Origin of the sequence: Kribbella sp. NPDC049174, from assembly GCF_043197365.1 — a bacterium.
Lineage (GTDB): Bacteria > Actinomycetota > Actinomycetes > Propionibacteriales > Kribbellaceae > Kribbella.
Genome location: NZ_JBICSZ010000006.1, coordinates 141,521 through 167,986, shown reverse-complemented (window position 1 = coordinate 167,986; position 26,466 = coordinate 141,521). Strand labels below are relative to the sequence as shown.

The 26,466-nt window shown below is 69.6% G+C and carries 23 protein-coding genes; 9 read left to right on the top strand and 14 right to left on the bottom strand.

The window, feature by feature from the left end; genetic code table 11:
- Position 1: 1 nt before the first annotated feature.
- Positions 2-1,225: a macrolide family glycosyltransferase gene (locus ACGFIF_RS28260; protein ID WP_393158578.1), complete on the bottom strand. Its 1,224-nt coding sequence runs from the start codon at positions 1,223-1,225 to the stop codon at positions 2-4.
- The gene (locus tag ACGFIF_RS28255; RefSeq protein WP_393158577.1) at positions 1,222-2,142 is read right to left on the bottom strand and encodes a patatin-like phospholipase family protein; all 921 of its coding nucleotides are present in this window, start codon (positions 2,140-2,142) and stop codon (positions 1,222-1,224) included. The genes ACGFIF_RS28260 and ACGFIF_RS28255 overlap by 4 nt, the downstream gene beginning before the upstream one ends.
- A gap of 279 nt (positions 2,143-2,421) precedes the next feature.
- Between ACGFIF_RS28255 and ACGFIF_RS28250 the strand changes: the two genes are divergently transcribed.
- Positions 2,422-3,753 (top strand): sigma-54-dependent transcriptional regulator, encoded by a 1,332-nt coding sequence (locus ACGFIF_RS28250; protein WP_393158576.1) that lies wholly within the window; start codon positions 2,422-2,424, stop codon positions 3,751-3,753.
- Here the strand turns inward: ACGFIF_RS28250 and ACGFIF_RS28245 are convergent.
- The 8 genes from ACGFIF_RS28245 to ACGFIF_RS28210 all read right to left on the bottom strand — a co-directional run bounded on the left by ACGFIF_RS28245 (position 3,750) and on the right by ACGFIF_RS28210 (position 12,125).
- Complete coding sequence (locus ACGFIF_RS28245; protein WP_393158575.1) at positions 3,750-4,370, bottom strand: hypothetical protein; 621 nt, start codon at positions 4,368-4,370, stop codon at positions 3,750-3,752. The genes ACGFIF_RS28250 and ACGFIF_RS28245 overlap by 4 nt on opposite strands.
- Positions 4,367-5,167: an amidohydrolase family protein gene (locus tag ACGFIF_RS28240; protein WP_393158574.1), complete on the bottom strand. Its 801-nt coding sequence runs from the start codon at positions 5,165-5,167 to the stop codon at positions 4,367-4,369. The genes ACGFIF_RS28245 and ACGFIF_RS28240 overlap by 4 nt, the downstream gene beginning before the upstream one ends.
- Positions 5,164-6,234: an aminotransferase class I/II-fold pyridoxal phosphate-dependent enzyme gene (locus tag ACGFIF_RS28235; RefSeq protein WP_393158573.1), complete on the bottom strand. Its 1,071-nt coding sequence runs from the start codon at positions 6,232-6,234 to the stop codon at positions 5,164-5,166. The genes ACGFIF_RS28240 and ACGFIF_RS28235 overlap by 4 nt, the downstream gene beginning before the upstream one ends.
- Positions 6,231-7,859 (bottom strand): hypothetical protein, encoded by a 1,629-nt coding sequence (locus tag ACGFIF_RS28230; RefSeq protein WP_393158572.1) that lies wholly within the window; start codon positions 7,857-7,859, stop codon positions 6,231-6,233. The genes ACGFIF_RS28235 and ACGFIF_RS28230 overlap by 4 nt, the downstream gene beginning before the upstream one ends.
- A gap of 22 nt (positions 7,860-7,881) precedes the next feature.
- Positions 7,882-9,186: a hypothetical protein gene (locus ACGFIF_RS28225; RefSeq protein WP_393158570.1), complete on the bottom strand. Its 1,305-nt coding sequence runs from the start codon at positions 9,184-9,186 to the stop codon at positions 7,882-7,884.
- 9 nt (positions 9,187-9,195) lie between these two features.
- Positions 9,196-10,041: a hypothetical protein gene (locus ACGFIF_RS28220; RefSeq protein WP_393158568.1), complete on the bottom strand. Its 846-nt coding sequence runs from the start codon at positions 10,039-10,041 to the stop codon at positions 9,196-9,198.
- Between the two features lie 37 nt (positions 10,042-10,078).
- On the bottom strand, positions 10,079-10,705 hold the full coding sequence (locus ACGFIF_RS28215; RefSeq protein ID WP_393158567.1) for a hypothetical protein: 627 nt from the start codon (positions 10,703-10,705) through the stop codon (positions 10,079-10,081).
- A 133-nt stretch (positions 10,706-10,838) separates the two neighbouring features.
- On the bottom strand, positions 10,839-12,125 hold the full coding sequence (locus ACGFIF_RS28210) for a hypothetical protein (protein WP_393158566.1): 1,287 nt from the start codon (positions 12,123-12,125) through the stop codon (positions 10,839-10,841).
- A 55-nt stretch (positions 12,126-12,180) separates the two neighbouring features.
- On the opposite strand from ACGFIF_RS28210, the gene ACGFIF_RS28205 reads away from it, so the two are divergent.
- Both ACGFIF_RS28205 and ACGFIF_RS28200 read left to right on the top strand, forming a co-directional pair.
- Positions 12,181-13,068 (top strand): carbohydrate kinase family protein, encoded by an 888-nt coding sequence (locus ACGFIF_RS28205; RefSeq protein WP_393158564.1) that lies wholly within the window; start codon positions 12,181-12,183, stop codon positions 13,066-13,068.
- Positions 13,061-13,972: a pseudouridine-5'-phosphate glycosidase gene (locus ACGFIF_RS28200; protein ID WP_393158562.1), complete on the top strand. Its 912-nt coding sequence runs from the start codon at positions 13,061-13,063 to the stop codon at positions 13,970-13,972. Before ACGFIF_RS28205 ends, ACGFIF_RS28200 begins: the two co-directional genes overlap by 8 nt.
- A 2-nt stretch (positions 13,973-13,974) precedes the next feature.
- Here ACGFIF_RS28200 and ACGFIF_RS28195 read toward each other — a convergent pair whose 3' ends face one another.
- The gene (locus tag ACGFIF_RS28195) at positions 13,975-14,850 is read right to left on the bottom strand and encodes a TetR family transcriptional regulator (protein WP_393158561.1); all 876 of its coding nucleotides are present in this window, start codon (positions 14,848-14,850) and stop codon (positions 13,975-13,977) included.
- A 166-nt stretch (positions 14,851-15,016) separates the two neighbouring features.
- Between ACGFIF_RS28195 and ACGFIF_RS28190 the strand changes: the two genes are divergently transcribed.
- The 5 genes from ACGFIF_RS28190 to ACGFIF_RS28170 are packed head-to-tail and all read left to right on the top strand — an operon-like array spanning position 15,017 to position 20,701.
- Positions 15,017-15,982 carry a cyclase family protein gene (locus tag ACGFIF_RS28190; RefSeq protein WP_393158559.1) on the top strand — a complete coding sequence of 322 codons (966 nt, stop codon included), beginning with the start codon at positions 15,017-15,019 and terminating at the stop codon, positions 15,980-15,982.
- Positions 15,983-15,988: 6 nt separating this feature from the next.
- Positions 15,989-17,644 (top strand): long-chain fatty acid--CoA ligase, encoded by a 1,656-nt coding sequence (locus ACGFIF_RS28185; protein ID WP_393158558.1) that lies wholly within the window; start codon positions 15,989-15,991, stop codon positions 17,642-17,644.
- Positions 17,641-18,678, top strand: coding sequence for a phosphotransferase family protein (locus tag ACGFIF_RS28180; RefSeq protein ID WP_393158557.1), 1,038 nt, complete (start codon positions 17,641-17,643; stop codon positions 18,676-18,678). Before ACGFIF_RS28185 ends, ACGFIF_RS28180 begins: the two co-directional genes overlap by 4 nt.
- A 29-nt stretch (positions 18,679-18,707) precedes the next feature.
- The gene (locus ACGFIF_RS28175; RefSeq protein WP_393158556.1) at positions 18,708-19,931 is read left to right on the top strand and encodes an acyl-CoA dehydrogenase family protein; all 1,224 of its coding nucleotides are present in this window, start codon (positions 18,708-18,710) and stop codon (positions 19,929-19,931) included.
- On the top strand, positions 19,928-20,701 hold the full coding sequence (locus ACGFIF_RS28170; protein WP_393158554.1) for an enoyl-CoA hydratase-related protein: 774 nt from the start codon (positions 19,928-19,930) through the stop codon (positions 20,699-20,701). Before ACGFIF_RS28175 ends, ACGFIF_RS28170 begins: the two co-directional genes overlap by 4 nt.
- Positions 20,702-20,840: 139 nt before the next feature.
- Here ACGFIF_RS28170 and ACGFIF_RS28165 read toward each other — a convergent pair whose 3' ends face one another.
- Both ACGFIF_RS28165 and ACGFIF_RS28160 read right to left on the bottom strand, forming a co-directional pair.
- A complete protein-coding gene (locus ACGFIF_RS28165) occupies positions 20,841-22,025 on the bottom strand; it encodes an aldehyde dehydrogenase family protein (RefSeq protein ID WP_393158552.1) in 1,185 nt (394 codons plus the stop codon).
- A gap of 41 nt (positions 22,026-22,066) precedes the next feature.
- Positions 22,067-23,107: an NAD-dependent epimerase/dehydratase family protein gene (locus tag ACGFIF_RS28160; protein WP_393158550.1), complete on the bottom strand. Its 1,041-nt coding sequence runs from the start codon at positions 23,105-23,107 to the stop codon at positions 22,067-22,069.
- 129 nt (positions 23,108-23,236) lie between these two features.
- Here ACGFIF_RS28160 and ACGFIF_RS28155 point away from each other — a divergent pair, with 129 nt between their 5' ends.
- Complete coding sequence (locus ACGFIF_RS28155; protein WP_393158549.1) at positions 23,237-24,661, top strand: dihydrolipoyl dehydrogenase family protein; 1,425 nt, start codon at positions 23,237-23,239, stop codon at positions 24,659-24,661.
- A gap of 2 nt (positions 24,662-24,663) precedes the next feature.
- Here the strand turns inward: ACGFIF_RS28155 and ACGFIF_RS28150 are convergent, their stop codons facing one another.
- A complete protein-coding gene (locus ACGFIF_RS28150; RefSeq protein WP_393158548.1) occupies positions 24,664-26,448 on the bottom strand; it encodes a glycoside hydrolase family 15 protein in 1,785 nt (594 codons plus the stop codon).
- Positions 26,449-26,466: the final 18 nt, after the last annotated feature.

Below are 26,466 nucleotides of genomic sequence, written 5' to 3'. Positions count from 1 at the left end.
ATCAGCCTCCGAGCGAAGGATCGACGCGAGCCGACCGATCGACCGAGCCGGTCGGCTGCAGGTAGCACTCGAGTTCGTCGGCGGCACTCCGGAAGCCGCCCGCCTCCCGCTGGGCCGTCCGCAGCGTGGCCGCGGCCGCACGGAACCGGGAGTCGTCAAGCAGTTCCCGAGCCAGGTGACGTACGGCGTCCTCGGTCACGTCCTCGGTGCGGATGGACAGACCCGCTCCGAGTTCGACGACCCGACCGGCCACCAGGGGCTGGTCGGCGCCCTGCGGGACCACCAGCAGCGGAACCCCGGCGTACATCGCCTCGTTGACGCTGTTCATGCCGCCATGGGTGACGAACATCGCGGCCCGGGCCAACACGTCCGGTTGTGGCACAGAGCGTCGTACGAGCACGTTGGCGGGCAGCGGATCCAGCGCGGCAGGGTCGGTCTGTCCGGTCGCGACGACCACGGTACCGCCCAGCGGCGCGAGTGCGGTGGCGAAGGTGCGCAGCAGTTGCGGAGCGGCCTTGAACACGGTGCCCAGCGAGACGTACAGCACCGGGTCCCGCAGCCGGTCGGCCGGGAACGACGGGTCGGGCGGACGGGCGCCGATACTCGGGCCGATGAATCGGTAGGACTGATCGAGATCCTCGACGCCGGGCTGGAACGTCCGCGAGGTGTAGACCAGATTGAGCGGCTGGCGGATGTTGCCCAGGTCCAGCACCGGCAACTGACGTGCGTCGTAGCGGCGGTGCAACTCCCAACGCGCCCGTAAATAGCCCTGGATGATGCTGGGTCGACTCGCCGCGGCAAGGAGCAAACCCATCGAAGCGCCGGTGGGACTGGGCACCTGCCGGTTGAACGCGAACGTGGTGAACGACGACACCGCCGGCACATCGAGTTCGCGGGCGGCAACCGCGCCCCACAGACAAGCGGAGTCATGGACGATCAGGTCCGGCCGGACGTCACGCAGCTCGGTGAGCACAGCGGGCAGCACACGTACGGCGGTCCGCGCGAGCCCCTCCAGCAACGCGGCCGGTGTCGGCGGATCGGGCAGCGGCTGCTCGCCGCCGGAGTAGAGGAACACCGTCGCACCGGCGGCCTCGATCTCGGCACGGAACGCGGGTGAGGTGTGGTAGCTGACCGAGTGGCCACGCCGGACAAGTTCGGCCACCACCGGCAGCGTCGGGTTGATCCGGCCGTGCATGCCGATGTTCAGGAAGGCGACGGTACTCACTGTCCAACCCCCGATCGGGATAGGCCGGCCGACGCCGGAGCATGATCGTCGGCTCGGTACAGTCCGGCCCCGCTGATGCGTAGCCGGTCGAGAAAGCGCCCCGCCGTGACGGACGCGGTGCTGATCAGCCGCTGCGACTGGCCGAAGTCCCACGGCGCCGGCCACTCCTCGACGCCGGTCGGCAGCACGACCGTCGGGATGCGCTTGGCCACGTCGTGCAGGTCGCTCTCGATCTGATGGTGCACCTGCAGTACGGCGGCCCTGGACGCGATCGCACCGGGACGCCGGCGCGGGAGGGTCGGACGCAACGGCCAACTCGCCGGACCGGTCGACAGCACCACCACGCTCGCCGCCCCGGCCAGCTCGGCCGCCCGGACCGGGACATAGGCGATCAGTCCGCCGTCGACAAGCGTCCGGCCGTCGCGAACCACCGGTGGTAGCGCACCCGGAATGGCTGCGCTCGCCAGCAACGCCGACTCGAGGTCCCCGTGGTCGAGCCGAACTTCGGCGCCGGTGACCAGGTCCATGGCCACCGCGGTGAACGGGACCGGCAACTGTTCGATCCGCGGCGGCAACCCGGACCGGGCGATCAGCCGGCGCAGGCCGCGATCCGTGAAGATGCTGGCCCGAGAGGAGAGGTAGCCGAGCGGGAACACGTCCCGGCGACGCAGATGGGTCCACACGTCGTCCAGCCACGGTGCGGCCCGGTCGGGATGGGCGGCCGCGATCGCGCCGGTGAGCGCGCCCACCGACGTACCGACGATCAGGTCCGGGACGAACTTCCGATGCTCCAGCGCGTACCCGACCCCGACATGCGCCGCGCCGAGCACTCCCCCGCCGCCCAGTGCCACGGCCACCGGACGGGGAAGGGCGCCCAAGCCTGCGGACGGCTCAGGTTCCCGACGAGTTGTGCTCATGGTTCCCCTTCCTGACCATGACTCGGATCGGTCGCTCACCCATGAGGACCAGGTAGCCGCCCGAGTTGTGACACCACCGCCGCGGCGGTTGCCGCTGGCAACTAGCGGGTGCTTCAAGCGAGTTGATGATTCGGCGGGGTCAGGGCCGGTGGACTGAGGACTGAGGTCTGGTCGAAGCCGGGGTTGCCGCTTAGCCTTGACACAGGGCTGGGTGGCCGGCTGCGGCCGGAGGCGGAGGGCGTGGGCCCATGCCTTAACGGGGTTCTCCCGGGGGATTCGATGACGTGGGTGCTCGACCTTGGCGTTGGTTCACGTACCAAGGCCATCGCGCGCGCGATCAGCAGTGCCCACCCGGACCTGCGACTCGTCACCTGTCCCGAACCAGGTGAGCTCACCGGCGTCGTTGTCTGCTCGACGTTCTCGCACGAGCTCGAGCAGACGCTGGCGATGGCGGCGTCGTCCAACGCCCACGTGATCGTCGTGTCGGAGGCCGACCATCGCCTCGAGCCCTGGGCGCTGCTGGCGTGTGGTGCGACGGATCTGATGATCTGGCAGGACGATCCCCGACCGATCCAGGCTCGCCTCGAGCGGCTGATCGAGGTGGAGAACGTCGTCGAGTCCCCACCCGTCGCCGACGTGATCCGGGGCACCAGTCCGGCCCTACGACAGGCCCTGCGAGACCTGGTCACAGCCGCCAAGTTCGGCGGTGGACCGATCCTGATCACCGGTGAGACCGGGACCGGGAAGGAACTGGCCGCGAAGGTCGCGCATGCGGTGAGCGCGGCCGGCCGGTCCGGGCACCTCGTCGTGGTCGACTGCACGACCATCGTCCCCAACCTCTCCGGCTCGGAGCTGTTCGGCCACGAACGGGGCGCCTTCACCGGCGCGGTGAGCGTGCGGACCGGCGCCTGCGCCGCCGCCAACGGCGGCACGCTGATGCTCGACGAAGTGGGCGAGCTCCCCCTCGAGTTGCAGCCGGAGCTGCTGCGCGTGGTCCAGGAGGGGATGTACAAGCGGGTCGGCGCCGACACCTGGCAGCACACGAGCTTCCGGCTGATCTGTGCCACCAACCGCGTCCTGGAGGACGACGTCACGGCCGGGCGGTTCCGGGCCGACTTCTACTACCGCATCGCCGCGTACTCGGTGCAGCTCCCACCACTGCGCGACCGGCCCGGCGATCTGATCCCGTTGTTCCGCGGCTTCGTGTCCGAGGCCCAAGGACAGGCTGAACCGGCCGAGGTCACTCCCGAGGTCGAGGTCGCGCTGCGGCGGCGGGACTACCCAGGCAATCTCCGCGATCTCCGGCAACTCGCCCATCGGGTCGCGTCGCGGCACGTCGGTCCGGGGCCCGTCACTCCTGGAGATCTCCCACCCTCGGATCGCCCGCTGGGCAATGACAGTACGACGGACAACCACGCGCCGACCCTGATGGATTCGATCCGCCAGCAGCTGCGGCAGGGCATGACACTGAGGGAACTGCGCGACTACGTCGCCGACCTCGCGGTGACCGCCGCGATCGAGGAATCCGGTGGCAGCATCCGCGCGGCGGCGGCCCGGCTGGGTGTCACCGACCGGGCGTTGCAGCTCCGACGGGCGAAACGACGTACCTAAGCAACAGCCATCGCCTCCAGCTCCGACGCCAGTTCGGCGTACAACGGATCACGCAACTCGTGCGCCAGCTGCCGGTAGAACTCGGCGAGCTCGGAGTAGGTCATGTCCGGGCCCGGTGCGGGACCGCCCGCGGTCGTCCACTTCCGCTGCGGAGTCGCCAGCGCGACCGCCAGTTTCACCCGCTCCTGGACAACGGGCTCGACCGCCCAGCCGAAGGCGGGCGCATGGTCCACCGGCGGGTGCTTCATTGTCGGTTCCAGCTTGGTGAATCCCAGGTAGTGCCACCTCCCGGGCTGGTTGTACGCCGCCAACGTGGGTTTCGGCTTGGCGTTCACCAACACCGCATAGACCCGCAGGTACTTCGCCATGCCCTTGCTGAGCGGATTGCCGCGGGAGTCGGTCCCCACGTAGGTCGCGAGCACCCCGCTCGGGAGGTTTGCCTTCTCCAGGCGGGCGCCGAGCTGAGCGAGGCCGGAGCGGATCCCGGAGACCGTGTGTGGCTTGATCTCCACGTACCCCGGCGTGCGCAGAGTCAGGCTCTGCCCCGGCGAGGTTGCGGGCGGAAGGAAGCTGGTCGCCCAGTTCCGGACCTCGGACTCCTGCGGTGTGATGGTCATCGTTCGTACCTCCGGTTCTGGGTGGCCGCTCGATCAAGCGACGGCGGCCGGGCCGAGCGGCGGGCGGTCCGGGTCAGTCGGAGCAGGTTGCCGCCGAGTACCAGGGCCGCGTCCGCGGGTTCGAGGTGCAGGGCGTGGATCTTGCTGATCTCCACCGCCGGATGGAGGAACGGGCCGTCGGAGCCGAACAGCACCTTGTCCGGTCCGGCCCGCCGCAGCGCATCGGCCAGTACGTCGAAGTAGCGCACGCCGGCGGTGTCGGTGAAGAGGTTCGGCAGCCGGACGAGTCGGTCGACGAACGCGGTCTGGGCCTTCCAGTCGTCGGAGAACGACGACAGGTGCGGGATGATCCAGGCGACATCCGGGTACGCCGTCGCCGCCATCTCGACGGTGGCGGTGTCACCGGCCGGGTCGTACAGGATCGGCAGGTTCCGGCGCAGCGCCACCTCGGCGATCTCCCGGGTGATCCGGCCGTCCCGCCAGTGGACCTTGATACCGCACGCACCCCAGGCTCGGGCCTCGTCCACCAGGACGGCGATCCGCCCGCGATCGGTCTCCGGATTGACGAAGGCGAACCCGAGGTAGCGCCGCGGCTCGGCCTTCACCATCGCGCCGACGGCCCGATTGGCGGAGCGGTAGTCCGAGGTGAGCGGAGCCAGCAGCACCGTCACGTCGATACCCGCCTCGCGAGCGCGGACGCGGTAATTGTGGAGTGATGCATCGGTGTCCCACGGTCCGGTGAACCCGTCGCCGAGGCCGGCGTGGCAGTGCGAGTCGATGATCGGAGGGCGTCTCATGCCGCACCCCGTCGTACGGCGATCGCCCGCAGGGCCACCGTGAGCCGGTCGAGATCGGCGGGCGTGTGATCGGCGCGCACCAGAAAGGTGAGCATGACGCCGCGCCGGCACCGTGACTGCTGCAGTACGGCGCGGATCCCGGCTGACCGGAGCTGCGACCACCACCTCTGGGCGTCCGAACCGGGCAACCAGGTGCTCACGACGGGGAACGGCATGCCGTTGACCGTCAGGCCGAGGTCTCGCAGGCGGTTGCGAAGGCGCAGTACATGCCCTTGCAGCCGGGCGCGGCGAGTGCGGTTCTCGTTCGAGTCGCGCAGCGCCCTGCTCGCGGCAGCCAGGTCGGCAGCCGAGGGCGGGCTGCTGTGCACCCGGTTGCCGCCCTGCCCCGCGAGTCGCCGGATCGTCGAGTGATCGCCGGTCGTCACAGCCAGCGGCGCCCCGCAGGCCTTGGCCAACGAGGCGACCCAGACGGTCGCCTGGTGATCCAGTCCGCACCAGTTCGGCGTACCGCTGCCGTCGCCGAACACGTCCCCGGGCCGTCTGCTGCCGAGGACGCCGAAGGCCAGTGAGTCGTCGACGATGAGGACACCACCCGTGTCGCGTGCGAGTCGCTGCAACTCCGGCAGCGGCGCCGGCCGGTTGCAACCTTGGCACCACCCGTCGGTCATGACGAACAGGCGCCGTCCGGGCTCGGGCACGATCGACTCCGGCCGGTGGTGCGCGTACCGCCGTACCAGAGCGCCGTTGGCGGCCGCCCGCAATGCCGCCCACCCGGCGAGCGAGTAGGCGGCCGCGTCGATCGCGACGATGTCGCCACGGTGCGGGAGCATCCCCATCACATCCATCAGCGCATGCAGGGTCGAACGGCCGACGACGCCGGCCTGCGCCCCGTGCGCTGCGGCCACAGCCGCAGCGACCCGGTGCGCAGCGGGCGCCTCGTGAAGCACCGCGGGTACGCCGGTCGTGAGCGAAGCCCACGGCGGCAGCGACGCGCTGCCATGGTGCAGTCCGAGGAACAAGGACGACGTGAAGTCGAGCCCCGGATCCAGTGCGACATGACCGGTCACGCTCGGCGGATCTGCCGGGCGCCGCGGCGAGCCAGCAGGACCGAGGGCATGGTGGCGTCGACCGTGGTGGCCAGATCGACTCCGGTGACGGTCCGGTAGGCGTGGATGTAGCGCTGGATCTCGTTGCGCCACGTGAGTGCCCAGTTCGCCGCGTCCTCGCGGGTCCGGCCCGACTCGTTCCAGCGCCCGTGCCGGATCGAGAGCAGGATCTGCTCACCGTGGACGGCCAGCTCGAAGAAGTGCGTGATGCTGGCCTCGGGCCAGCCCTGGATGCTCTTCATCGTGTCGACCCGGTCCATCCAGTCCTCCTCGTACGGGACCATGGTCGGCCCGCCGAGGAACTCCCGCATCTCCGGCTGGGCGAGGATCCACTGCATGGTCAGCATCTCCGCCCGCGCGACCAGCGGCAGGTCGGCGAACTGGTTGTGCGCCCCGTGCGCGAGGACGAGATGGACCTCGCGCAGGCTGCTGAGCAACGGGAACGCGTCGGCGTCGACGGTCTTGTCGTCCCGTTCCTTGTAGAACTCGTGCGCCGCGTGCAGCAGCGCGTGGAAGCCCTCCAGGAACTGCGTCCGCCGATCCACCATCGTGTACGGCGGCGGCACCGCCCGGCCGACCAACGGCAGACCGTACTGCACCATGTACTCCGCCGCACGCCGGCGCACGGTCAGACGACTCTGCTCGTCCTCGGTGAACCCCCACAGCAGATTGCGCAGCGGCAGCAGCGGATTGAGGTCGAACCGGGCCAAGGCGTCGTACTGCGGCCCGATCCGGCGGTTCTGGAACCGGGCGAGGATGTGGTTCATCGTCTGGACCAGGCCGCCTTCCTCGTGCCAGTAGTTCCAGATCAACTCGACGAACGGCACATTCGGCAACGGGAACTCGGCCGGGTCGACCGCCGCGCCCCGGAACACAGCGGCCGGACCGGTGGTGCCGGCGATCGCGGGATCGAACCGCAGGAACGGCTGTGCGAGGTCGTCGCGCTCGCTGCTCACGTACGACCGTTCCAGACTGTCGACCACCGTGTCGCGGGAGATCTCGTGCTTGAGCAGTCGCTTCCGCTCGACCGCGCGCAGCGGATCGGCGGCGGCCTCGACGAAGGTCTCGGCGGCCCGGAACAGCCGGCGGTAGGCGTCGGTGCCGAACCACTCGGGACCCGACAGCCCGGTCAGCCTGGGCCGGACGAACTCGTGGAACTCCTCGAACCGCAGTTGGTCGGTGAGTTGGCGGATGAAGCTCCAGAGCACCTCGTCCTCGCTCTGTGGCGGATCGCCCGCTACGAGCGCGACCGTCTGCGTCGGCACCTGCGGCACGATCGCGGCAAGCACCGGGATGTCGATGTTGGCTATCTCGACATCAGTCCGCTGCACCTTGGCCGTCGCCAGCTTGACCGCCTTGAAGTTCTTGACCCCTTCCGTCGTGAACAGAACCTCTGGTTCGAAGTCATCGCCCAGTTCCATCGTGTGCTCGATCTCGGCGCTGACACCACCGAACGGCAACTCGCCGGTTCCGAGCTGAGAGAAGGTGAACCGATACTTGCCGGTCGGGTCGCCGTCGTTGAGCAGGATCCTCAGAACGGCCCGTTGGCCTACCCGGATCGGATCCGGGATCCATGAAATCTCCACGGTCGTGTCCTTTCGATAGGTGTTATGACGCCCGGCGCGCGGACGGCAGGTGGTTGCTGGGTGGCCGTTGGACGACGTCGAGGCTGCTGCGGACCGCCCACGCTCGGAGCAGGGCCGACAGCAGGCGGCTCTCCGCCTCCGGACTGATCAGGCCGGCCGCCTTGGCCTGGCCGATGACTGCGAACACCAGCGACGAGGGCTGGCGTGCCATCACCCCGACGTCGCCGGCCCAGTCGCGATGCAGGCGGATCAGCCGGGTCGGATGGCGTTCCCGGCCCGGCCAGATGTCGCCGAGCCGCTGACCGTGCAGGGCGGGTGAGCGATGCGCGAGCAGCAGCCGGACGAACTCCGGGATCGAGGCCTCGAGCCGCTCCAGCTCGGTACGACGACCGGCGGGCAACTCGTTGGTCGGATAGAGCTGCTTCCAGGTGTGCCTCATCGCGGCCCACTGCGGGTGCGGATAGATCGCCTCGCCGATGGTCGCGCTGACCAGGACGCGCAGGTACGGAACCGGATGCGGGTCACGGCCGGACGGGCGGAAGACGAAGAAGGCCGGCAGGCTGACGACGGCGAGCAGACCGACGGTGGACGCGATCCCGAGCTTCCCGACCGACCAGCAGTCCGCGACGATCTCGCTGATCCAGGCGTCCCAGGTCGGCCAGCATCCCTGTGGATCCTTCTTCGCCGCCTCGGCGAGGTCGAGGCGCAACGACTCCACCAGTCTGAGCTGCGCGGCGCCCTGATGCCCGACCTCGTGGACCAGTGAGCTGGCGATACCGCTGCCGACCATGCGCTCCCTGGGCACCCGGATGATCGCGACCGGGTTCGGTACGCCGCCGGGTAACCGCGTCCGGGCCCGCCGAATCGCGGCGCCGGGACCACGGGAGAGGTAGCAGACGGCCGGGGCCTGCTCGTACCCGTCGAGCTCGAGCCGGAGTGCGTCCCGGGCCAGTACGTCGAGGCCGGACAGCCAGACACCGGTCTCGTGCTCGCTGCGCTGGGTGATCACCTCGGTGAACAGATCGAACTGCGACAGGACGTCGTTGAACCCCAGCCGGATCAGCACGAAGCGCCGCTGCTGCTCGGCCGCATCGGCCCCGCGACCCTGCCCGTGCAGCCAGTCGAGATAGCCATGGACCTTCTCCCGAAGGCGGCCGCGGCTCGCGTGCAGGAAACGCTCGATGATCAGCTGCGCGTCGTACGGCACGGCGGCGGCGAGCACCATCGTCTCGTGCAGCGCAAACGGCCGCACCTGGTCCAGCCGGGCCAGCAGCCCGCGCGCCTCATGCTCGAGCAGGCGGGTCGCCAGGCCTCCGGGATCGGCCATCGTTACCCCTCAGGCACCGAGGAGGACGATGCGACCGCCGCGCCGGATCCAGCGCCCGGACATGGCCCGCCCTCCGTTGCCGCCGCCCGACGGACGGCCCTGGGCCTCACCCTCGCCCTCACCGGACTCGTAGTAGTCGTCGCCCTGCCACCACTGGTCGGGCTCGTCGCCGTAACCGCCTCCGGCGTAGTCGTCGCCACCGCCGAACCACGGCACCGGCTCGGCGTACTGCCAGGACCGGCGCGACCGGCCACCGCCGTACGACCTGCGGCGCGAACGCCACGGGGACTGCCGCTGGTCCGATCCGAGCAGGCTGGGCGCGTACCGCCGGGCGGCGCTGATGCCGGCCGCACGGACGGCTGCCCGCGTCGGCACGTTGCGCGGCGCCCGGGCGGCGTTGGAGTACGCCCCGCGGGCGAACCGGACATAGCGGCTCGCGGCCTCCCACTCGGCCTCGACCTCACCCATCGACTCGGCTTCCTCGGCCTCGAGCAGACCGCCGGCCATCGATCCCAGCTTGGCGCCGATCGCGGTCCCCGCACCCGGCAGCACCAGCGAGCCGAGCGCGCCGCCGACGGCCGGCAACGCCGTCTTGGCGACGTTCTTGAGTACGCCGCCCAGCGCCTTGCCGATCGGTGACTTGACGAACTTGGACGCGCCCTTCATCACACTGCTGGCGAGCTTGCCGAGGAACTGGTCCAGCTCCGCCTCGGTGGTGACCTCCAGCAGTTCCTGGACGAGTTCGGCCTCCATCGCCTCCGCTTCGCTCTCGTACGCCTCCCCCGACTCCCACTCGGACTCGGCCTCACCGGGAAACTCGTAGCTGTCCCGCGGGATCTCAAATGCCTCGTACATGCCGGTGTCCCTTCTCAGTTCGCTGTGTCATGCGTCGTCATGCGTCGAGCACGATGATTCGGTTGCCACGGCGGATCCAGCGGCCTTCCGAGCCGCGGCCACCACTTGCCGCTCCTTGGGCTCCCACCAGTCCGGGCAGATGCCGCTGCGCCGCGGCGATGGCAGCCCGCTGGGCCGCCACTACCGGCGGCACGGTCGGAGGCGCCTGCGCCGCTCGCCGGGCGGTCTCGTTCGCGAAGCGGACGAACGCGCGGGCGACCTCGTACTCCTCGTCCTCGGCCGACAGGCCCTCGGTCTGCAACCCGAGCTCCAGCCGGCCGGCCGCCCACTGGCCGGCGCGCTGACCGAGTGCGCCGCCGCGGCCGGGGGCAACGACGTCCCCGACCACCCGGCCCAGTTGTGGCAGCGCTTGTTTGGCGGCCGACTTGAGGACTCCGCCGACCGCCCGGCCGGCATCGGATCCGGCGAAGCTGCGGACAGCGGAGATGGCGCCGCTGACCAGCTTGCCGAGGAACCGGTCGAGCTCGGCCTCTGTCGTGATCTCCAGCAGCTCCGACGCCAGCGCCAGTTCGCTTTCCGACGTCTCGCCGTACTCCTGGTACTCGGTCTGCTCGCCCTCGCCGAAGGCTTCGGACTCGAACAGCGCCCGGTCGATGTCGTGCATAGAAATCTCCCTCTCCGCGTGGTCTCACCCCACCTACCGCACAATTCGTGCCAACTCCGGTGGAGCGCAGACAGCGGGCGAGCACGCGAAGCGCGCTTCGCCGGGAGGACCCGGACCGGAGCGCAGGCCGAAGTCAGGTTCGGCGCAGCCCACCCGCGGCGATCCCTAGCTCGGCGCGGTACTTCGCCACCGTCCGGCGGGCCACGATGTGTCCACCGTCCGCAAGCGCCCGGCACAGCCGGGCATCGCTGACCCGGCCCGTCGCCGCCAACTCCGCGATGCGCGCCTTGATCGCCACCGCCCCACCCAGCAGGTCGGCGAGTGGGACGATCTCGCCGTCCGGGCGGCGCATGGTCTTGCCGGCGACGCAGCGACTGACTGTCGAGGCATGCAGCCCGAGCTCGACAGCGACATCTGTCCTGGACAACGGGACATGCGCCGCCGCACCGCGCTCGAAGTAGCCCGCCTGACGGTCAACCATGTACGTCGCCACCCGCCGCAGCACACTCGCCCGCGTATCGAGCTGGCGGAGCAGCTCCCGGGCAGCCCGCTCGTGTCCGGCAAGCCAAGCCGACGCGACCGCATCGGCCCGCACGGCCGGCTGTACGTCGGCCACGCCAAGACCGAACCAGTCACTGTCGGGCACTTCGACCTCGAAGACTCCCGAACGAGTGCGATAGACGAACACGTCCGGAATCCCTGCCGGTTCCGGCCGCTCCGGCACCTCGACCACGGCGACGGGCCGCAGCCGGGCGCGGACGAGCCGGAACGCTTCCTCGACCGCCTGCGGCGAGATCCCGAATGCTCGGGCGACAGTCGTCGTATCCCCCGTGGCGACAGCCGCCAGGTGATCCCGGACCAGATCGACGAACCACGGCGCGGCTTTCCCAGCCGTGACCAGACCGCGTGCCTGGGCGAGCAACAGGTCGGCGACGGAAGTCTCCGCGACACCGACCGGCCCGGCCGCCTTGATCGCTCGTACCGCTTCGGCGACCACGTCCGGCGCGAGACCGTGCGACGCCGCGATCTCGCCCGGCTCGGCGTCGAGCAGCCCGCGCCTGGTGAGGTGGGCGATCACGACCGGCAGCGCGACGCGGCAGTCGGACCTGATCTCACAGGCGGCCGCCGACTCCAAGGTGTCGAAGGGCATGAGGGCTGGATCGCGGCCGGCGTACCGGAGCCCGCCCGAGCACCGGGGGCATCGGCTCGCTGTGCGATGACGGCCGCATCCCGGGCAAGTTGAGCCCGGCGATCGCTCCAGCATCGGATTGTCGGTGAGTGCCCGCTCCACGGTGCCGATCAGGGCGTCGTACCCGAGGGGCAACAACCGGAGTGACTGCAGCAGGCCGGGCACAGTGCGGAGCTCGGCCCGAGTCCGCAACTCCAGCCCCACCACCGGCCCACCCGACCCGGTCCCCACCTGTCAACGGTAGTCCGCCGGACTCGCGTCGAACCAGGTCCCATAGCGTGGCCCTGTGAGTGGCGCTCTGGTGTGTATCGGCGATCTCGTGGAAGACGTCGTGGTCTGGTCGGACGGTGTGCCGCGGGCCGGGACGGACAATCCGGCGCGGATCCGCCGGACCCGTGGCGGCTCGGCGTCCAACGTGGCTGCTTTCGCGAGCAGCCTGGGTACGCCGGTGCGGTTCATCGGCCGGGTCGGGGACGACCCCATCGGCGACGCCTTGGTGCGAGAGCTCGCCATGGCGGGCGTTGACGCCAGGGTCCAGAGGCAAGGACGGACCGGCACCATCGTTCTCATCGTGGACGGCACGGGCGAACGGACGATGTACCCCGACCGTGCGGCCGCGGCCCAGCTGGCCGATGTCGCCGACTCCTGGATCTCCGGCGCGGCAGCGGTCCATCTCTCGGCCTATTCCCTTGAGGGGTCGCGGCCCGTCCTCCACCAAGCATCAGGCATCGCTCGTGCCGAGGGTGCCATCCTCACTATCGATGCGTCCTCGGTCGCTCTCATCGATACGGTCGGACCCGCGACCTTCCGCGACTTGATCAGCACACTGCAGCCGACGTACCTCTTCGCGAACAGCGCCGAAGCCGACAGAGGTTCGCTGCGCGAGCTCGCCGGTCCCTGTACGACGGTCGTGGTCAAGAACGGTGTGGACCCCACCGAGGTACATTTCGCCGGCGACAGGTCGGCAACCGTTCGGGTGCCTCCGGTCGACGAGGTGCGTGATACGACTGGCGCCGGCGATGCGTTCGCGGCGGGATTCCTGTCCGCCGTACTCGACAACGCGGAGGTCGTCGAGGCGGTCGAGGCCGGCCACGACCTGGCCCGGAAGGTCCTCACCGAACCTGGCGCCGCCCTGACCATGACCGCTGACGAAACGGGAGCTGTTCGTGACTGACCGAGCCATCTTGTCCGACGACGTGGCGCGAGCCCTGGCCGAGGGGCGTGCGGTCGTCGCACTGGAGTCGACGATCTTCTCGAATCTCGGGCTGCCCGCTCCCGCGAACGCCGAGGCACTCGAACTCTGCAAACAAGCCGTCCTCGACCAGGGCGCCACACCGGCGGTGACTGCGATCCTCGACGGCCGGCCACACGTCGGTCTCTCCTCGGACGAAGAGAAGCGAGTGCTGCAGGGCACGCGGAAGGTCGCCGAGCGGGATCTGGCCGTGGCGCAGGCACAAGGCTGGGACGTCGGCGTCACCACAGTCTCCGCGACGGTCGCTCTGGCCCATGCGGCGGGGATCTCGGTCTTCGCCACCGGCGGGATCGGTGGCGTGCACCGCGGATCCGAACTCAGCGGGGACGTCTCGGCCGACCTCGACGCCATCGCCAACCACCCGGTCATCACCGTCTGCGCCGGCGCCAAGGCGTTCCTCGACCTGCCGCGCACCCTCGAGTACCTCGAAACCGTCGGCGTCCCGGTGCTGGGCTGGCAGCACGACTGGTTCCCGGCGTTCTACACGCGGTCGAGCGGTTTGCCGGCACCGCACCGGGTCGATGAGGAGCGCGTGGTCTGTGACGTACTGCGCTTCCGGGCCCGGCCGGCGACCGGTGTCCTGCTGACCGTCCCGATCCCGGTCGACGACGAGATCCCGGCGGCGCGGATCGACGCCGTACTCACCGCCGCGCTGGAATCGAGTACTCGCGCGGGCGTCACCGGCCCCGCCGTCACGCCGTACGTCCTCGAACGGATCGAGAAGGAGACCGACGGTCAGAGCATCCCGGCCAACCTCGCCCTGGCCCGCAACAACGCGGCCCTCGCGGCCCGGGTGGCCGTCACCCTCGCGTCCGCCCAAGCCTGAGGTCAGTGGTTGCCGACCAGTTCGAGGGCGAGGTCGACGTACAGCTGGGCAACGTCCTCGGCACTGGCAGGGCCACCGGCCTGGAACCACTGGGACATCGCGGTGCACATCGTGACCACCGCGCGAGCGGCCTCGTGTGCGTGCGGGGTCGTGAACGCGCCCTCCTGGGCCGCCAGCTCGACCTCGGCGTCGACCATGCGCTGCACGGCTCGCCGGGCCGCCGCGACCCGTTCGTACGCGGCCGGTTCGAGGCCGCGCATCTCACTGGCGCCGACGAAGCCGAGCTCACGCCGGTGGGTGTGGAACAGGGCCAGACACTCGACCAGCAAGGCGAAGCGCTCGACCGGATCCCGGCCCTCCGACCGGGCCGCGACCATCCGGAGCTGCAGGTCGTCCATGGTCAGGTCGAGGATCGCGACCAGCATCTCCTGCTTGCTGGCGTAGTGGTGGTAGAGGCCCGGCACCGACAGCCCGGCCCGGTGCGCGATGTCCCGAATGGTCGCACCGTGATAGCCGACCTCGAGGAACGCCGCGAGCGCACCCGCGAGCGGAGCATCCAGCTCGAGTGGCGGGTAGCGCCGCCAGTCCTCGGTCGCCACCGCCTGCGCCAGAGCAGCGCGCCGTGACCGCTGCGGTACGTCGGTCGACGCGGCCGGGAACAACTGCTCGACCGGGACGTCGAGCAACCCGGCGATCTGCGCCAGCCGGACCGCGTCGACCCCGGTCCGGCCGTTCTCCACGGCACTCAGGGTCGCCGGGCTCACCTCGAGGTCCGCGGCCAGCCGGCGGAGGCTGACACCGCGCGCCATCCGCAACTGGCGAACCCGGCGGCCGATGGTGGCCCGGGCGTCGGTGGCGGCGGCAACGTGTTCAGCCATGTGCGCCGGATCGCTCGGTGTTCCTCATGGCTGAACACTCTACTGCGCCATCGACCCTGAACCCGGGAGGCTGGACCCGAGATCTTGACAGCTCAGTTCGACGTCAGCATGGTTGTTCACCACAGACCGATCGCTCGCTCGGTTGAGCAAACACCCGGAGGTCAGGATGACTGAGACCGTAAGCGCCCCCTACGTCGGTGACCTGCTCAAGGACTCGCCGAAGAACTGGGGCAAGTGGGGTTCGGACGACGAGGTCGGCGCACTCAACTACCTCGGGCCGACCGAAGCCCTCGCCGCGGTCAGGCTGGTCCGCTCCGGGAAGGTATTCACCCTGCAGATGCCGATGGGCAACCCGGCGGGCGATCCGGTCTGGCCGGGCCGGCGCGGCTCGGAGCGGTACATGTTGCTCGACGAGAGCCATTGGCTCGCCGACAAGGGCCCGACGTTCCCCGGCGGACTCCACTACGCCGACGACGCGATGTCCGCCTTCCTGCAGGGCTCGACGCAGTACGACGCTCTCGGCCATGTCTGGTACGACGGCCAGATCTGGAACGGGTACGACGCCACCAGCACGATCGGCGGGATGGCGAAGGCGAGTGTGCAGCCGATCGCGGAGAAGGGTGTGGTCGGCCGCGGGGTGTTGCTCGACCTGGCCCGGCACCGCGGCAAGGCGACCCTCGACAAGGGCGAGACCTTCACCCACGACGACCTGGAGGCGTGTGCCGAGGCACAGGGCGTCGAGCTGCGGCAGCGCGACATCCTGGTGATCCGGACCGGCTTCCTGAACCTCTTCCACGAACTGGGCAAGGAGGCCTTCTACGACGGTTTCAACGAGCCCGGCCTGACCTACTCCCCCGACCTCGTCCAGTGGTTCCAGGACCGCGAGGTGCCCAACCTGGTCACCGACACGATCGCCAACGAGGTGACCATCGACCCCGACAGCGGTGTCGCGCTGCCGCTGCACTGCGCGCTGATGCGCAACCTCGGGATCGCCTTCACCGAGATCTGCGACCTCGACAAACTCGCCGCCGACTGTGCGGCCGACGGTCAGTGGGACTTCCTGTACACGGCCGCCCCGCTGAAGGTCGTGAACGGCACCGGCGCCCCGGTCAACCCGGTCGTCGTCAAGTAGGCCGCCATGAGCTACGACGACCGCCCCTGGCTCGGCCGGTACGCCGACGGCCAGGCCGCCGATTTCGAGCCCGAGTTCACCGACGCGCTGGCGATGTTCCGCGCATCCGTTGCCGAGAGCCCTGATGCGGTAGCGATCAAGTACTTCGACGGCGTTCTGACCCTGCGCGACCTCGACGGACTGTCCGACGCGTTCGCGGTCGCCCTGCAGGCGAACGGCTTCGAGCGCGGCGACCGGATCGCCCTGTACCTGCAGAACGTGCCGCAGTTCGTGATCGCCCTGCTGGCCGCTTGGAAGGCCGGCGGCATCGTCGTACCGGTCAATCCGATGAGCAAGCAGCGCGAGTTGTCGTACCTGCTCAAGGACTCCCGGGCCACCGTGCTGCTGTGCCTGGAGAGCTTGTACGGCGCGGTCGCACAGGACGTCGTGGACGACACGGTCGTGCAGCTCGTGGTCACGACGAGCGAGCTGGACTACCAGAGCAGGGACGACGTACGGATCTTCAAGGATGTCGACCGGACTCGGCACGCGGGTACGGCCGACTTCCTCGAACTGCTCGACGCGCACGGCGGCCACAGTCCGGAGGCGGTGCCGTACAACGCCGACGACATCGCGTTCCTCACCTACACCTCCGGCACCACCGGCACGCCCAAGGGCGCGATGAACACCCATGGGAACGTGACCTACAACGCGCAGATGTACCGCGACTGGTGCGGGCTGACCTCGGACGACACGGTTCTCGGCGTCGCACCGCTGTTCCACATCACCGGGCTGGTCGCGCACATCGCGGTCTCCGTGCTGACCCGCATCCCGTTGGTCCTGGCGTACCGCTTCGACCCCGCGGTGATGCTGGACGCGATCCGTGAACACCGCCCGACCTTCACGGTGGGCGCCATCACCGTGTTCATCGCGCTGTCCAACACCCCGGGTGTCACCCGTGCGGATCTCGCGTCGATGACCACGGTGTACTCCGGCGGTGCGCCGATCTCCCCCGCCGTCGCGCAGCGCTTCGAGGAGTCGTTCGGCATCTATCTGCACAACGTCTACGGGCTGACCGAGACGACGTCCCCCTCACACCTGGTGCCGCCGGGGGTGTCCGCGCCGGTCGACCCGGTGAGTGGCGCGCTCTCGGTCGGCGTACCCGGTCCCGGCACGATGGTGCGGATCCAGGACGACGACGGACGCGACCTGCCGCCGGGCGAGATCGGCGAGATCGTGACGTCCGGACCCCAGGTCGTCCTCGGCTACTGGAACAAGCCGGACGAGACCGAGCACGCGCTGGCCGGACGGCGACTGCGCACCGGTGACGTCGGGTTCATGGACGAGCTGGGCTGGTTCTACACCGTCGACCGGAAGAAGGATCTGATCAACGCCTCCGGCTACAAGGTCTGGCCGCGCGAGGTGGAGGACGTCCTGTACGAGCACCCGGCGGTGCGGGAGGCCGCGGTCGTCGGCGTACCGGACGAGTACCGGGGCGAGACCGTGAAGGCGTTCGTCAGCCTGAAACCAGAGACGACGGCGACACCGGAGGACCTGATCGCGCACTGTAAGGAGCGGCTGGCGGCGTACAAGTACCCGCGCAGCGTGGAACTGATCGACGAGTTGCCGAAGACGGTGACCGGCAAGGTCCTGCGGCGTGAACTGCGGAAGCAGCCCGGGTGAGGCGCTCCGCCGGAATCCTGCCCGGCCTCGATCTCGTTGCCCTCCGCGTCTATCTCGCGGACCGGCTGCCCGGCGGGCTGGCGGGCCGCCTGTCGGCCCGGCTGATCTCGGGCGGCCGATCGAACCTGACGTACCTGCTCGACGACGGCGACCGGCGCTGGGTGCTCCGCCGGCCGCCGCTCGGACAACTGCTCGAGACCGCTCACGACATGGGCCGCGAGTACCGGGTCCTGTCCGCACTGGCGCCGACCCCGGTCCCGGTCCCGCAGACGCTCGTGCTCTGCACCGGATCCGACGTCATCGGAGCGCCGTTCTATCTGATGGAGTACGCCGACGGCACGATCTACCGCTCCGCCGACCAACTGGCCGGCCTCGTACCCGAAGCCGGCCAGGCGATCGCGGATGCGCTCGTCGACACCCTCGCCGTCCTGCACGAGGTCGATCCGGTCCAGGTCGGCCTCTCCGACCTCGGACGCGCGGACGGCTATCTCGAGCGGCAGGTCCGGCGCTGGGGCAAGCAATTGGCGGCGTCCCGGTCACGGGATGTTCCCGGGATCGAACAGCTCGGCGAGCGGCTCGCGCACCACCTGCCGAGCTCGTGCCGGACCACCTTGGTGCACGGCGACTACCGGCTCGACAACGTGGTGATCGAGGAGCGGTCCGGCGTACTGCGCGTCCAGGCGGTGCTCGACTGGGAGTTGGCGACCATCGGCGATCCGCTCACCGACCTCGCCTCGATGCTCGTCTGGTGGGACGGGGTCGCCGGACTCGACAGCCCGGTGGCCGCGGTGCCCGGCGAATGGGATGCCTTCCCACCCAGCAGCCGGCTGCTCGAGCGGTACGCCGCCGACCAGGGCACCAACCTGGACGACATGCCCTGGTACCTCGGGTTCGCGTACTACAAGGTGGCCGCGATCTTGGAGGGCATTCATTTCCGGGACCTGCGCGGACAGACCGTCGGCAGCGGATTCGACCGGCTGGCCGACCTGGTCGGGCCGCTGGTGGACCGCGGACATCGGGCGCTCGACGGCTGAGCGCCGTACCGGTTGAGAAGGAGGATCAGATGTTGACGACCGCACCGGCCGACACGTCCCGCCGGGCGCAGGAACTGGCCGAGCGGATGACCGTGTTCATGCGCATGTACGTGCTGCCGGCCGAGCCGGCGTACGAGGCGTACCGCGCCGAAGCCGGACCCGCCGATCACAACCTCCCCCCGGTCGTCGAGGAGCTGAAGGCCAGGGCGCGAAAGCTCGGGCTGTGGAACCTGTTCCTGCCGGCCGAGTCCGGCCTGACCCAGCTCGAGTACGCGCCGATCGCGGAGCTCTCCGGCTGGAGCAACGACCTCGCTCCCGAGGCGATCAACTGCCAGGCGCCCGACACCGGCAACATGGAACTCCTGCACCAGCTCGGTACGCCGGAGCAGCGCCGCGACTGGCTGGAACCGCTGCTGGCCGGCCGGATCAGGTCCGCGTTCGCGATGACCGAACCCGACGTGGCGAGCAGCGACGCGACCAACATCGCCACCCGGATCGAGCGCGACGGCGACGACTACGTCATCACCGGACGCAAGTGGTGGGTCAGCGGAGCGGCCGATCCGCGCTGCGCCGTACTGATCGTGATGGGCAAGACGGACCCGGACGCGCCGGTGCACCGGCAGCAGACGATGGTGATCGTTCCGATGGGGACGCCGGGTGTCACTGTCGTGCGCGACCTGTCGATCTTCGGCCGGCACGATCAGCACGGACACGTCGAACTGCGGCTCGACGGCGTACGGGTCCCGCGGACCGCTGTGCTCGGTGAGGAGGGTGGCGGGTTCGCGGCGGCTCAGGCGAGGCTCGGGCCCGGCCGGATTCACCACTGCCTTCGCGCGCTCGGCGCGGCAGAGCGAGCCCTGGCGATGCTCGTCGATCGCGCGCAGCACCGCGTCGCGTTCGGTACGCCGCTCGCCGAGCAGGGCATCATCCAGGAACAGATCGCCGAGTCACGACTGGAGATCGAGCAGGCTCGGCTGCTCTGCCACCAGGCCTGCCACGTCATCGACACGGCCGGCAACAAGGCTGCGCGGCACCTGGTCGCGATGGCCAAGGTGGCCGCGCCACGCGCCGCGACAGCGGTCATCGACCGGGCCATCCAGGTGCACGGCGGTGCCGGCATCTCCGACACGACACCGCTCGCGGCAATGTACGGCTGGCACCGGGCGATGCGACTGTTCGACGGTCCGGACGAGGTGCACCTGCAATCACTGGCCAAAGCCGAGTTGGCCCGGACGCCGGAGTTGCCGGTATGACGAGCCGGATCCGCTACCGCAGTGCCGGCGGAGCGGCGTACCTGACGCTGGCCTGTCCCGACCGACGGAACGCTCTCGACCTCGCGACCCTGGAATCGCTCGGCAGGTCGCTGCGCCGGGCTCGCACCGACGACGCCCGGGTGGTGGTGCTCGACGCCGAAGGAGATGCGTTCAGCGTCGGTGGCGACCTCGTCGCGATCTCCGCCGCGGACGACCGCGAACAGTACGTCGAGGATCTCGCCGAGGCGCTCCATCGGGCGATCTGCGACATGCACGACCTGAACGCGATCGTGGTGTCGGTCGTCACCGGCGTCGCCGCGGGTGCGGGTGTCGCGCTGGCGGCCGCGGCGGACGTCGTACTGGCCGCGGACTCGGCCAGGTTCTCGATCGCCTACACGAAGGTCGGTCTCTCACCCGACGGCGGCACCAGCCTGTTCACCGCATCACTCGGCCTGCACCGGGCCCTGTACCTCACACTGCTCAATCCACTGCTCACCGCGGAGGAGGCTCAGGCCGCCGGCCTGGTGGCCGAAGTACATCCCGACGACGAACTCGCGGCCGCGGCAGATCGAGTGATCGACACCCTCCTGTCCGGCTCACGCAACGCTCAGGTAGTCGCCAAGCGTCTGCTCCGCGCCACCATCGCCCCCGCCCCGGCCCTGGTGATGCGCCGCGAAGCTCTCACGATCCGCGCCGCGGTCGGCACCCCCGACGCCAAGGAAGGAATAGAAGCATTCGTCACCAAACGCCGCCCGACGTTCCAGTCATGACCTGCACCTCAGCTGACGCGGGCGCGCTCGAAAGCGACCGGACGACTCGTCGCTGAGCCGTCCGCCGATCCCGGCGGCGCGGCGGTGACCTGGGTACCGAAGATGACCGAGGCGTTCGATCCGGGCGGAGTCAGCTGCGTCAGCCGGTGAAGTGGGCGTAGGTCTTGAACTCCTGGAACTCCTCCAGGCCGCGAAGACCGTTGAGCCGCCCGATACCGCTTTGTTTGAAGCCGCCCTCCTCGTACTCGTCCACGACCACGGCCCAGGTGTTGGTCCACACCGTGCCGACCTGTAGCCGGCTGCCGATCCGGCGGGGCCGGTCGACATCGCGGGTCCAGACGGACGCGGCCAGGCCGTACTCCGTGCAGTTGGCCAACCGGACCGCATCGTCCTCGGACGCGAAGGTCTCGAACGTTGCCACCGGCCCGAATACCTCGTGCTGGACCAGGTCGAGGGTCGGGTCGTCGATGGCGATGAGGGACGGGTGGTAGAACGCGCTCCCGGGCGCACGAAGGCCGCCACGCACCAGCACGGTGCCCTTCTTCGCGGCCTCCTCGACGAGTTCGTCGACCCGGCGAGCGTTCGCCGCGTCGATCATCGGGCCCATCTGGCTCTGCGGGTCGTCGCCGGGCCCGACCCGGACCGCGGACAACGACTCGACCAGGCGATCACGCAACTCGTCCGCGATACCTTGCTGGACCACCACGTCGTCGCCGGACTCGGTCATCGACGACACCACGCCCGCGGGCAGGCTCGGGATCTCACTGAGGAGCTGGTGGAACAGGCCGTTCACCATTCCGGTCTGTCCGGGCAGCTTGACCACCACCGTGCAACCAGCCGCCAGCGCCGGCGCAAGGGAGCGCGCCAACAGGGCCACCGGCGAGTTCCACGGCGTGATGATCCCGGCCACACCGATCGGTTCGGGGACAGAGCTCATCTGCAGACCCGGCGAGACCTCCGAAGCGCGCCCTCCCTGGCTGATCGCCAGCGCGGCGTAGTACCGGAACTTGGGTACGGCGAGACCGACCTCGAAGGCGGCATCCTTCAGGATCTTGCCGTTCTCGCGGGCGAGCATCAGGACGAGCTCGTCCGAGTGCCGCTCGACCGCATAGGCGATCTCGGTGAGGACCCGATGGCGCAACCGGCGGTCCCTGGCCCAGTCGGTCTGCTCGAAGGCTCGCCGTGCAGCCGTGATGGCCTGGGTTGCCTGCTGTGCATCGGCATCCGCGTAGGTGCCGAGGACCGAGCCGTCGGCCGGACTGATGGATTTGCTCTCGTTCGCAGAGCCCACCAGGCTTCCGTCGACGTACTGCCGCGCTGTCATACCAGTCATTCCTTCCTCCAGATGTCCTTGTGGTGACTTGCTCAGCCGAAGACCTTGCGGAACCCGTCCCGCCAGGACGGGTACTCCGGGGCGAACCCCAGTCGGGCCTTCGCCTTCGCGTTGCTGGCCGCGCGGAGCTGATTGCCGTAGTACACGGCCTGGACGCCGAACTGCTGCTCGGCCGCCTCCTCGGAGACGCGCCGCGGCGGCGGGGCGTCCAGGAGCTGGGCCAGGTACGGCAGCCATTCGGCCTGGGGAGCGGGTTCGTCGTCGACGATGTTGTAGATCCCCGCGCCACCGCGGTCGATCGCGTTCAGGGTGGCCGAGGCCGCGTCGCGGACGTGCACCAGCGGGTACCTGCCGGCGCCCTCGCCGACGATCGGCATCTCTCCCGCCTTGACCGCCGTGGCGATGTCGCCACCAGGTCCGATCGACGTGCCCGCGCCGTACAGGAAGCCGTACCGGAGGACGACGCCTTCGATCGCCGGAGTGTTCAGGACCCGGGTCTCGGCCTCGATGTTCGCGTGGACGTGGCTCCCGAGCGGTTCCGGGCCGTCCAGGTACGGCATCGCCGACTCGTCGGTGGCTCCTGGTCCCGGCTCGATCATGAAGCTGGCGCTCTGGGCGACGACCCGACGGCAGCCGGCCTCGGCGGCGGCGTTCATCAGCAGGTTCGTGCCCTCGCTGCGCAGCCGGTTGGTCAGTGCCAGCCACGTACCGTAGTCCCGGGACGGCGCCGAGAGCGCCGTCATCAAGTTGATCATCACCTCGGGTTCGGCCCCGAAGATCGCGTGGCGTATTCCCGTCTCGTCGAGCCCGTCCATCACCACGGGCCGTGCGCCGAGCGCCTCCACCAGCGGGAAGCTGTCGGTACGACGAGTGCTGACCGTGACCTGGTGGCCATGGCTCACCAGCGCCTCGACGAGTGGTCGGCCGACGACCCCTGTTCCCCCTGCGACGAAGATCCGCATCGTCATCTCCTTTGTTGTCGCTGCCGTGGTTCGGTTGCTCTTCACGGTGGCGGCGACCGGCGCGTCTCGCGCCCGGGTGATGCCCTGGCCGTCACCCTGGTCGCCGCGCATCGCCCGTCGACGGCACCCCACCCGGGCGTCACCGGGGCATCCCACTGGTGCGACGGGCGCGTCGATGCGGCACCGTGGTGAGGGTCAACGAGCGGCGCCGCCGTACGAGCGACGAACAAGGGAGTCAGCATGGAAACGACCGTGTACGACGTCATCGTGCTCGGCGGGGGCGCTGTCGGTGAGAACGTCGCCGACCGTGCGGTACAGGGCGGTCTGACCGCCGTGATCGTCGAGAGCGAACTCGTCGGCGGCGAATGCTCGTACTGGGCCTGCATGCCCTCGAAGGTTCTGCTCCGCCCCGGACAGGTGCTCCGGGCGGCACGTCAGGTGCCCGGCGCGGCCGAGGCGGTGACCGGCGAGCTCAACCTGGTGGCAATCCTCGAACGCCGCAACTCTTTCGCCAGCAACTGGTCCGACGCGGGACAGGTGCGGTGGATGAAGCAAGCAGGCATCGCACTGGCGCGCGGCCATGGTCGCATCACGGGGCCCAAAGAGGTCAGCGTCACCGGCGCCGACGGCTCGGCGACGTTGCTCACCGCACGTCATGCAGTTGTGGTGGCAACCGGTTCCGACGCGTTCGTGCCCGACATCGACGGCCTGCATGAGGCCCGCCCGTGGACCAGTCGCGAGGCGACGAGCGCCCAGTCGGTGCCGGGCAGCCTGGTGATCCTCGGTGGTGGTGTCGTCGCCACCGAGATGGCCACGGCGTACGCCGGGTTCGGGACCGAGGTGACGGTGGTCTCGCGCTCGGGGCTGCTCAAACACGTCGAACCGTTCGCGGCTGAGCTGGTGACCGAAGCTCTGCGCGAGCAAGGCGCCACGGTGCTGCTCGACACCCAGACGAGGCGGGTCACCCGGATCGAGGACAAGGTCGTCGTCGAACTCGGCGACGGTTCGACGATCACGGCCGAGGAGATCCTGGTCGCCACCGGTCGTACGCCGCGGACCGATGACATCGGGCTGGACACGATCGGGCTCGAGCCCGGCTCCTGGCTGGAGACCGACGACACCCTCCTCGTCCGCGGGTCCGACTGGCTGTACGCCGCCGGCGACGTCACGAACCGAGCGCTGCTCACCCACCAGGGCAAGTACCAGGCCCGGGCCGCCGGTGACGTCATCGCTGCCCGCGCGAAAGGCGCGCCGGTCGCGGACAAACCGTGGGGAGCCCACGTCGCGACCGCAGACCACGCGGCGGTCCCACAGGTCACGTTCACCGAACCTGAGGTCGCGTCCGTCGGCCTCACCGCGGCCGCCGCCGGCGAGGCCGGTTATGACATCCGGGTCGTCGACTACGAGCTCGGGAACGTCGCCGGCGCGAGCGTCCGCGCGGACGGCTACAAGGGAACCGCCCGGATGGTCGTCGACGAGCAGCGCAAGGTCATCCTGGGGGTCACCTTCGTCGGACCGGACGTCAGCGAACTGCTCCAGGCCGCGACCGTGGCCGTCGTAGCAGAGGTGCCGCTCGACCGGCTGTGGCACGCCGTACCCGCCTACCCGACTGTCAACGAGATCTGGCTCCGGCTCCTCGAGACGTACGGCCGGCCGACTGCTTGACGTCAGGCGGACCACTCATTGATGCGAGAAAGGCTCGACGCCCCAGTAGCGCTCAATGTCACCGCGGTCGTGATCAGACCGGCGTGGCTGAACGCCTGGGGTGTATTGCCGAGGTGGCGTCCCGTCCTCGGGTCGTACTCCTCGCTCAACAGTCCGACGTCGTTGCGAAGCGTCAGCAGGCGCTCGAACAACTCGGCCGCCTCGTCCACCCGGCCGATGCCGTGCAACGCGTCCGCGAGCCAGAACGACGTGGCCAGGAACGTGCCCTCGCTGCCGGGGATGCCGTCGACATTGTGACCGTCATCGTTGACGGCGTACCGCAGCACGAGCCCGTGGTCGGTGAGCTCGCGTTGGATCGCGTCGACGGTGGCGACCATGCGCGGGTCGTCCCAGGAGAGGAAGCCGTAGCGCGGCATCAGCAGGACGGCGGCGTCCAGCCGGGGCGACCCGTACGACTGCGTGAATGCCCGCCGCCCGGAGTGATACCCACGGTCGAAGATCTCCTGCGCGATGGTACGGCGCAGTGCGGTGAGCCGGCCGATCTCCTCGAGGCCGCACCCTTCGAGCGCCCGGTCGACACCGACCCAGGCCAGCAGCTTGGAATGTACGAAGTGTCGCCGCGGACCTCGGACTTCCCAGAGCCCGTGATCGGTGTCCTGCCAATGGTTCTCGATGTGATCGAGCAGGGCGCGTTCCAGCTTCTCCTGGTCCGCGGTCCCTGGTACGCCGGCCTTCCGGGCGGCTGAGAGTACGTCGAGGACCTCACCCCAGACATCGTTCTGCTGTTGGGTGGCTGCCGCGTTCCCGACCCGCACCGGCGTCGAATCGGCGTACCCCGGTAGCCAGTCCAGGGTCTGTTCGGGGAGGCGATCGGCGCCGTCGACGTCGTACATGATCTGCAGGTCGGCGGGATTGTCGATCACGGTGCGCACCAGCCAGTCGCGCCACGCTTCGGCCTCGTCGAGGAAGCCGGTGGAGACGAAGGCTTGCAGAGTGAAGGTTGCATCGCGCAACCATGAGTAGCGGTAGTCCCAGTTGCGGGATCCACCGAACTGCTCGGGCAGCGAGGTCGTCGCGGCGGCCACGATGCTGCCGATCGGGGCGTAGGTGAGTGCCTTGAGGATGATCAGCGACTGGTTGACTTCCTCTTCCCACGGACCGGTGTACGTCGACCGGCTGATCCAATCGGTCCAGAAGGCGTCGGTTGCGGCGAGCGCATCGGCGGCCGAGGGACCGACGGTCGCGGTCTGGGCGAGGGTGAACGAGACCCGCTCCCCCGCTGTGACGATGAAGTCGCCGGACCAGGATCCGTCGGCGATGGTCAAGTCCACATCGCTGTCGAGCCAGAGCTCGTCGTCATCAGCCGTCGCGAGCCAACGACCGCCGGCGGTGCGGCGCAGGGCCGGGGTGTCCTTGCCGTAGTTCATCCGCGGTGCGTTGTGGGTCCGCATCGCCACGGTGCCGACCAAGCCGTCCACGATCCGCACCACCGTCGGTGCCGCAGAGCCGGGGACCATGAGGTCGGTGACCCTGACCGCGCCGTCGGCGGTGGTCCAGTCCGTTTCGAGGACGAGGGTGCCCGGGCGGTAGCGGCGCCGGGTGCAGTGTCCCTGGCCGACAGGGGCGAGACTCCACCGGCCGTGTTCGGTGTCTCCGAGGAGGGCGGCGTACACGGCGGGAGAGTCGAACCGCGGCAGGCTCAGCCAGTCGATCGAGCCGTCCAGACCGACCAGGGCCGCCGTCCGCAGGTCGCCGATGAGGGCGTAGTCCTCGATGTGGCGCGTCATGGTCGTCCCGTCGCTGGA

Excerpts from the sequence above, each read along its gene's own strand:
- ACGFIF_RS28165 (WP_393158552.1), bottom strand. The coding sequence starts at position 22,025 with ATGACAGCGCGGCAGTACGTCGACGGAAGCCTGGTGGGCTCTGCGAAC.
- ACGFIF_RS28175 (WP_393158556.1), top strand. The coding sequence starts at position 18,708 with ATGTTGACGACCGCACCGGCCGACACGTCCCGCCGGGCGCAGGAACTG.
- ACGFIF_RS28195 (WP_393158561.1), bottom strand. The coding sequence starts at position 14,850 with ATGGCTGAACACGTTGCCGCCGCCACCGACGCCCGGGCCACCATCGGC.
- ACGFIF_RS28185 (WP_393158558.1), top strand. The coding sequence starts at position 15,989 with ATGAGCTACGACGACCGCCCCTGGCTCGGCCGGTACGCCGACGGCCAG.
- ACGFIF_RS28245 (WP_393158575.1), bottom strand. The coding sequence starts at position 4,370 with ATGACCATCACACCGCAGGAGTCCGAGGTCCGGAACTGGGCGACCAGC.
- ACGFIF_RS28255 (WP_393158577.1), bottom strand. The coding sequence starts at position 2,142 with ATGAGCACAACTCGTCGGGAACCTGAGCCGTCCGCAGGCTTGGGCGCC.
- ACGFIF_RS28155 (WP_393158549.1), top strand. The coding sequence starts at position 23,237 with ATGGAAACGACCGTGTACGACGTCATCGTGCTCGGCGGGGGCGCTGTC.
- ACGFIF_RS28225 (WP_393158570.1), bottom strand. The coding sequence starts at position 9,186 with ATGGCCGATCCCGGAGGCCTGGCGACCCGCCTGCTCGAGCATGAGGCG.
- ACGFIF_RS28240 (WP_393158574.1), bottom strand. The coding sequence starts at position 5,167 with ATGAGACGCCCTCCGATCATCGACTCGCACTGCCACGCCGGCCTCGGC.
- ACGFIF_RS28170 (WP_393158554.1), top strand. The coding sequence starts at position 19,928 with ATGACGAGCCGGATCCGCTACCGCAGTGCCGGCGGAGCGGCGTACCTG.
- ACGFIF_RS28150 (WP_393158548.1), bottom strand. The coding sequence starts at position 26,448 with ATGACGCGCCACATCGAGGACTACGCCCTCATCGGCGACCTGCGGACG.
- ACGFIF_RS28160 (WP_393158550.1), bottom strand. The coding sequence starts at position 23,107 with ATGCGCGGCGACCAGGGTGACGGCCAGGGCATCACCCGGGCGCGAGAC.
- ACGFIF_RS28190 (WP_393158559.1), top strand. The coding sequence starts at position 15,017 with ATGACTGAGACCGTAAGCGCCCCCTACGTCGGTGACCTGCTCAAGGAC.
- ACGFIF_RS28250 (WP_393158576.1), top strand. The coding sequence starts at position 2,422 with ATGACGTGGGTGCTCGACCTTGGCGTTGGTTCACGTACCAAGGCCATC.
- ACGFIF_RS28215 (WP_393158567.1), bottom strand. The coding sequence starts at position 10,705 with ATGCACGACATCGACCGGGCGCTGTTCGAGTCCGAAGCCTTCGGCGAG.
- ACGFIF_RS28220 (WP_393158568.1), bottom strand. The coding sequence starts at position 10,041 with ATGTACGAGGCATTTGAGATCCCGCGGGACAGCTACGAGTTTCCCGGT.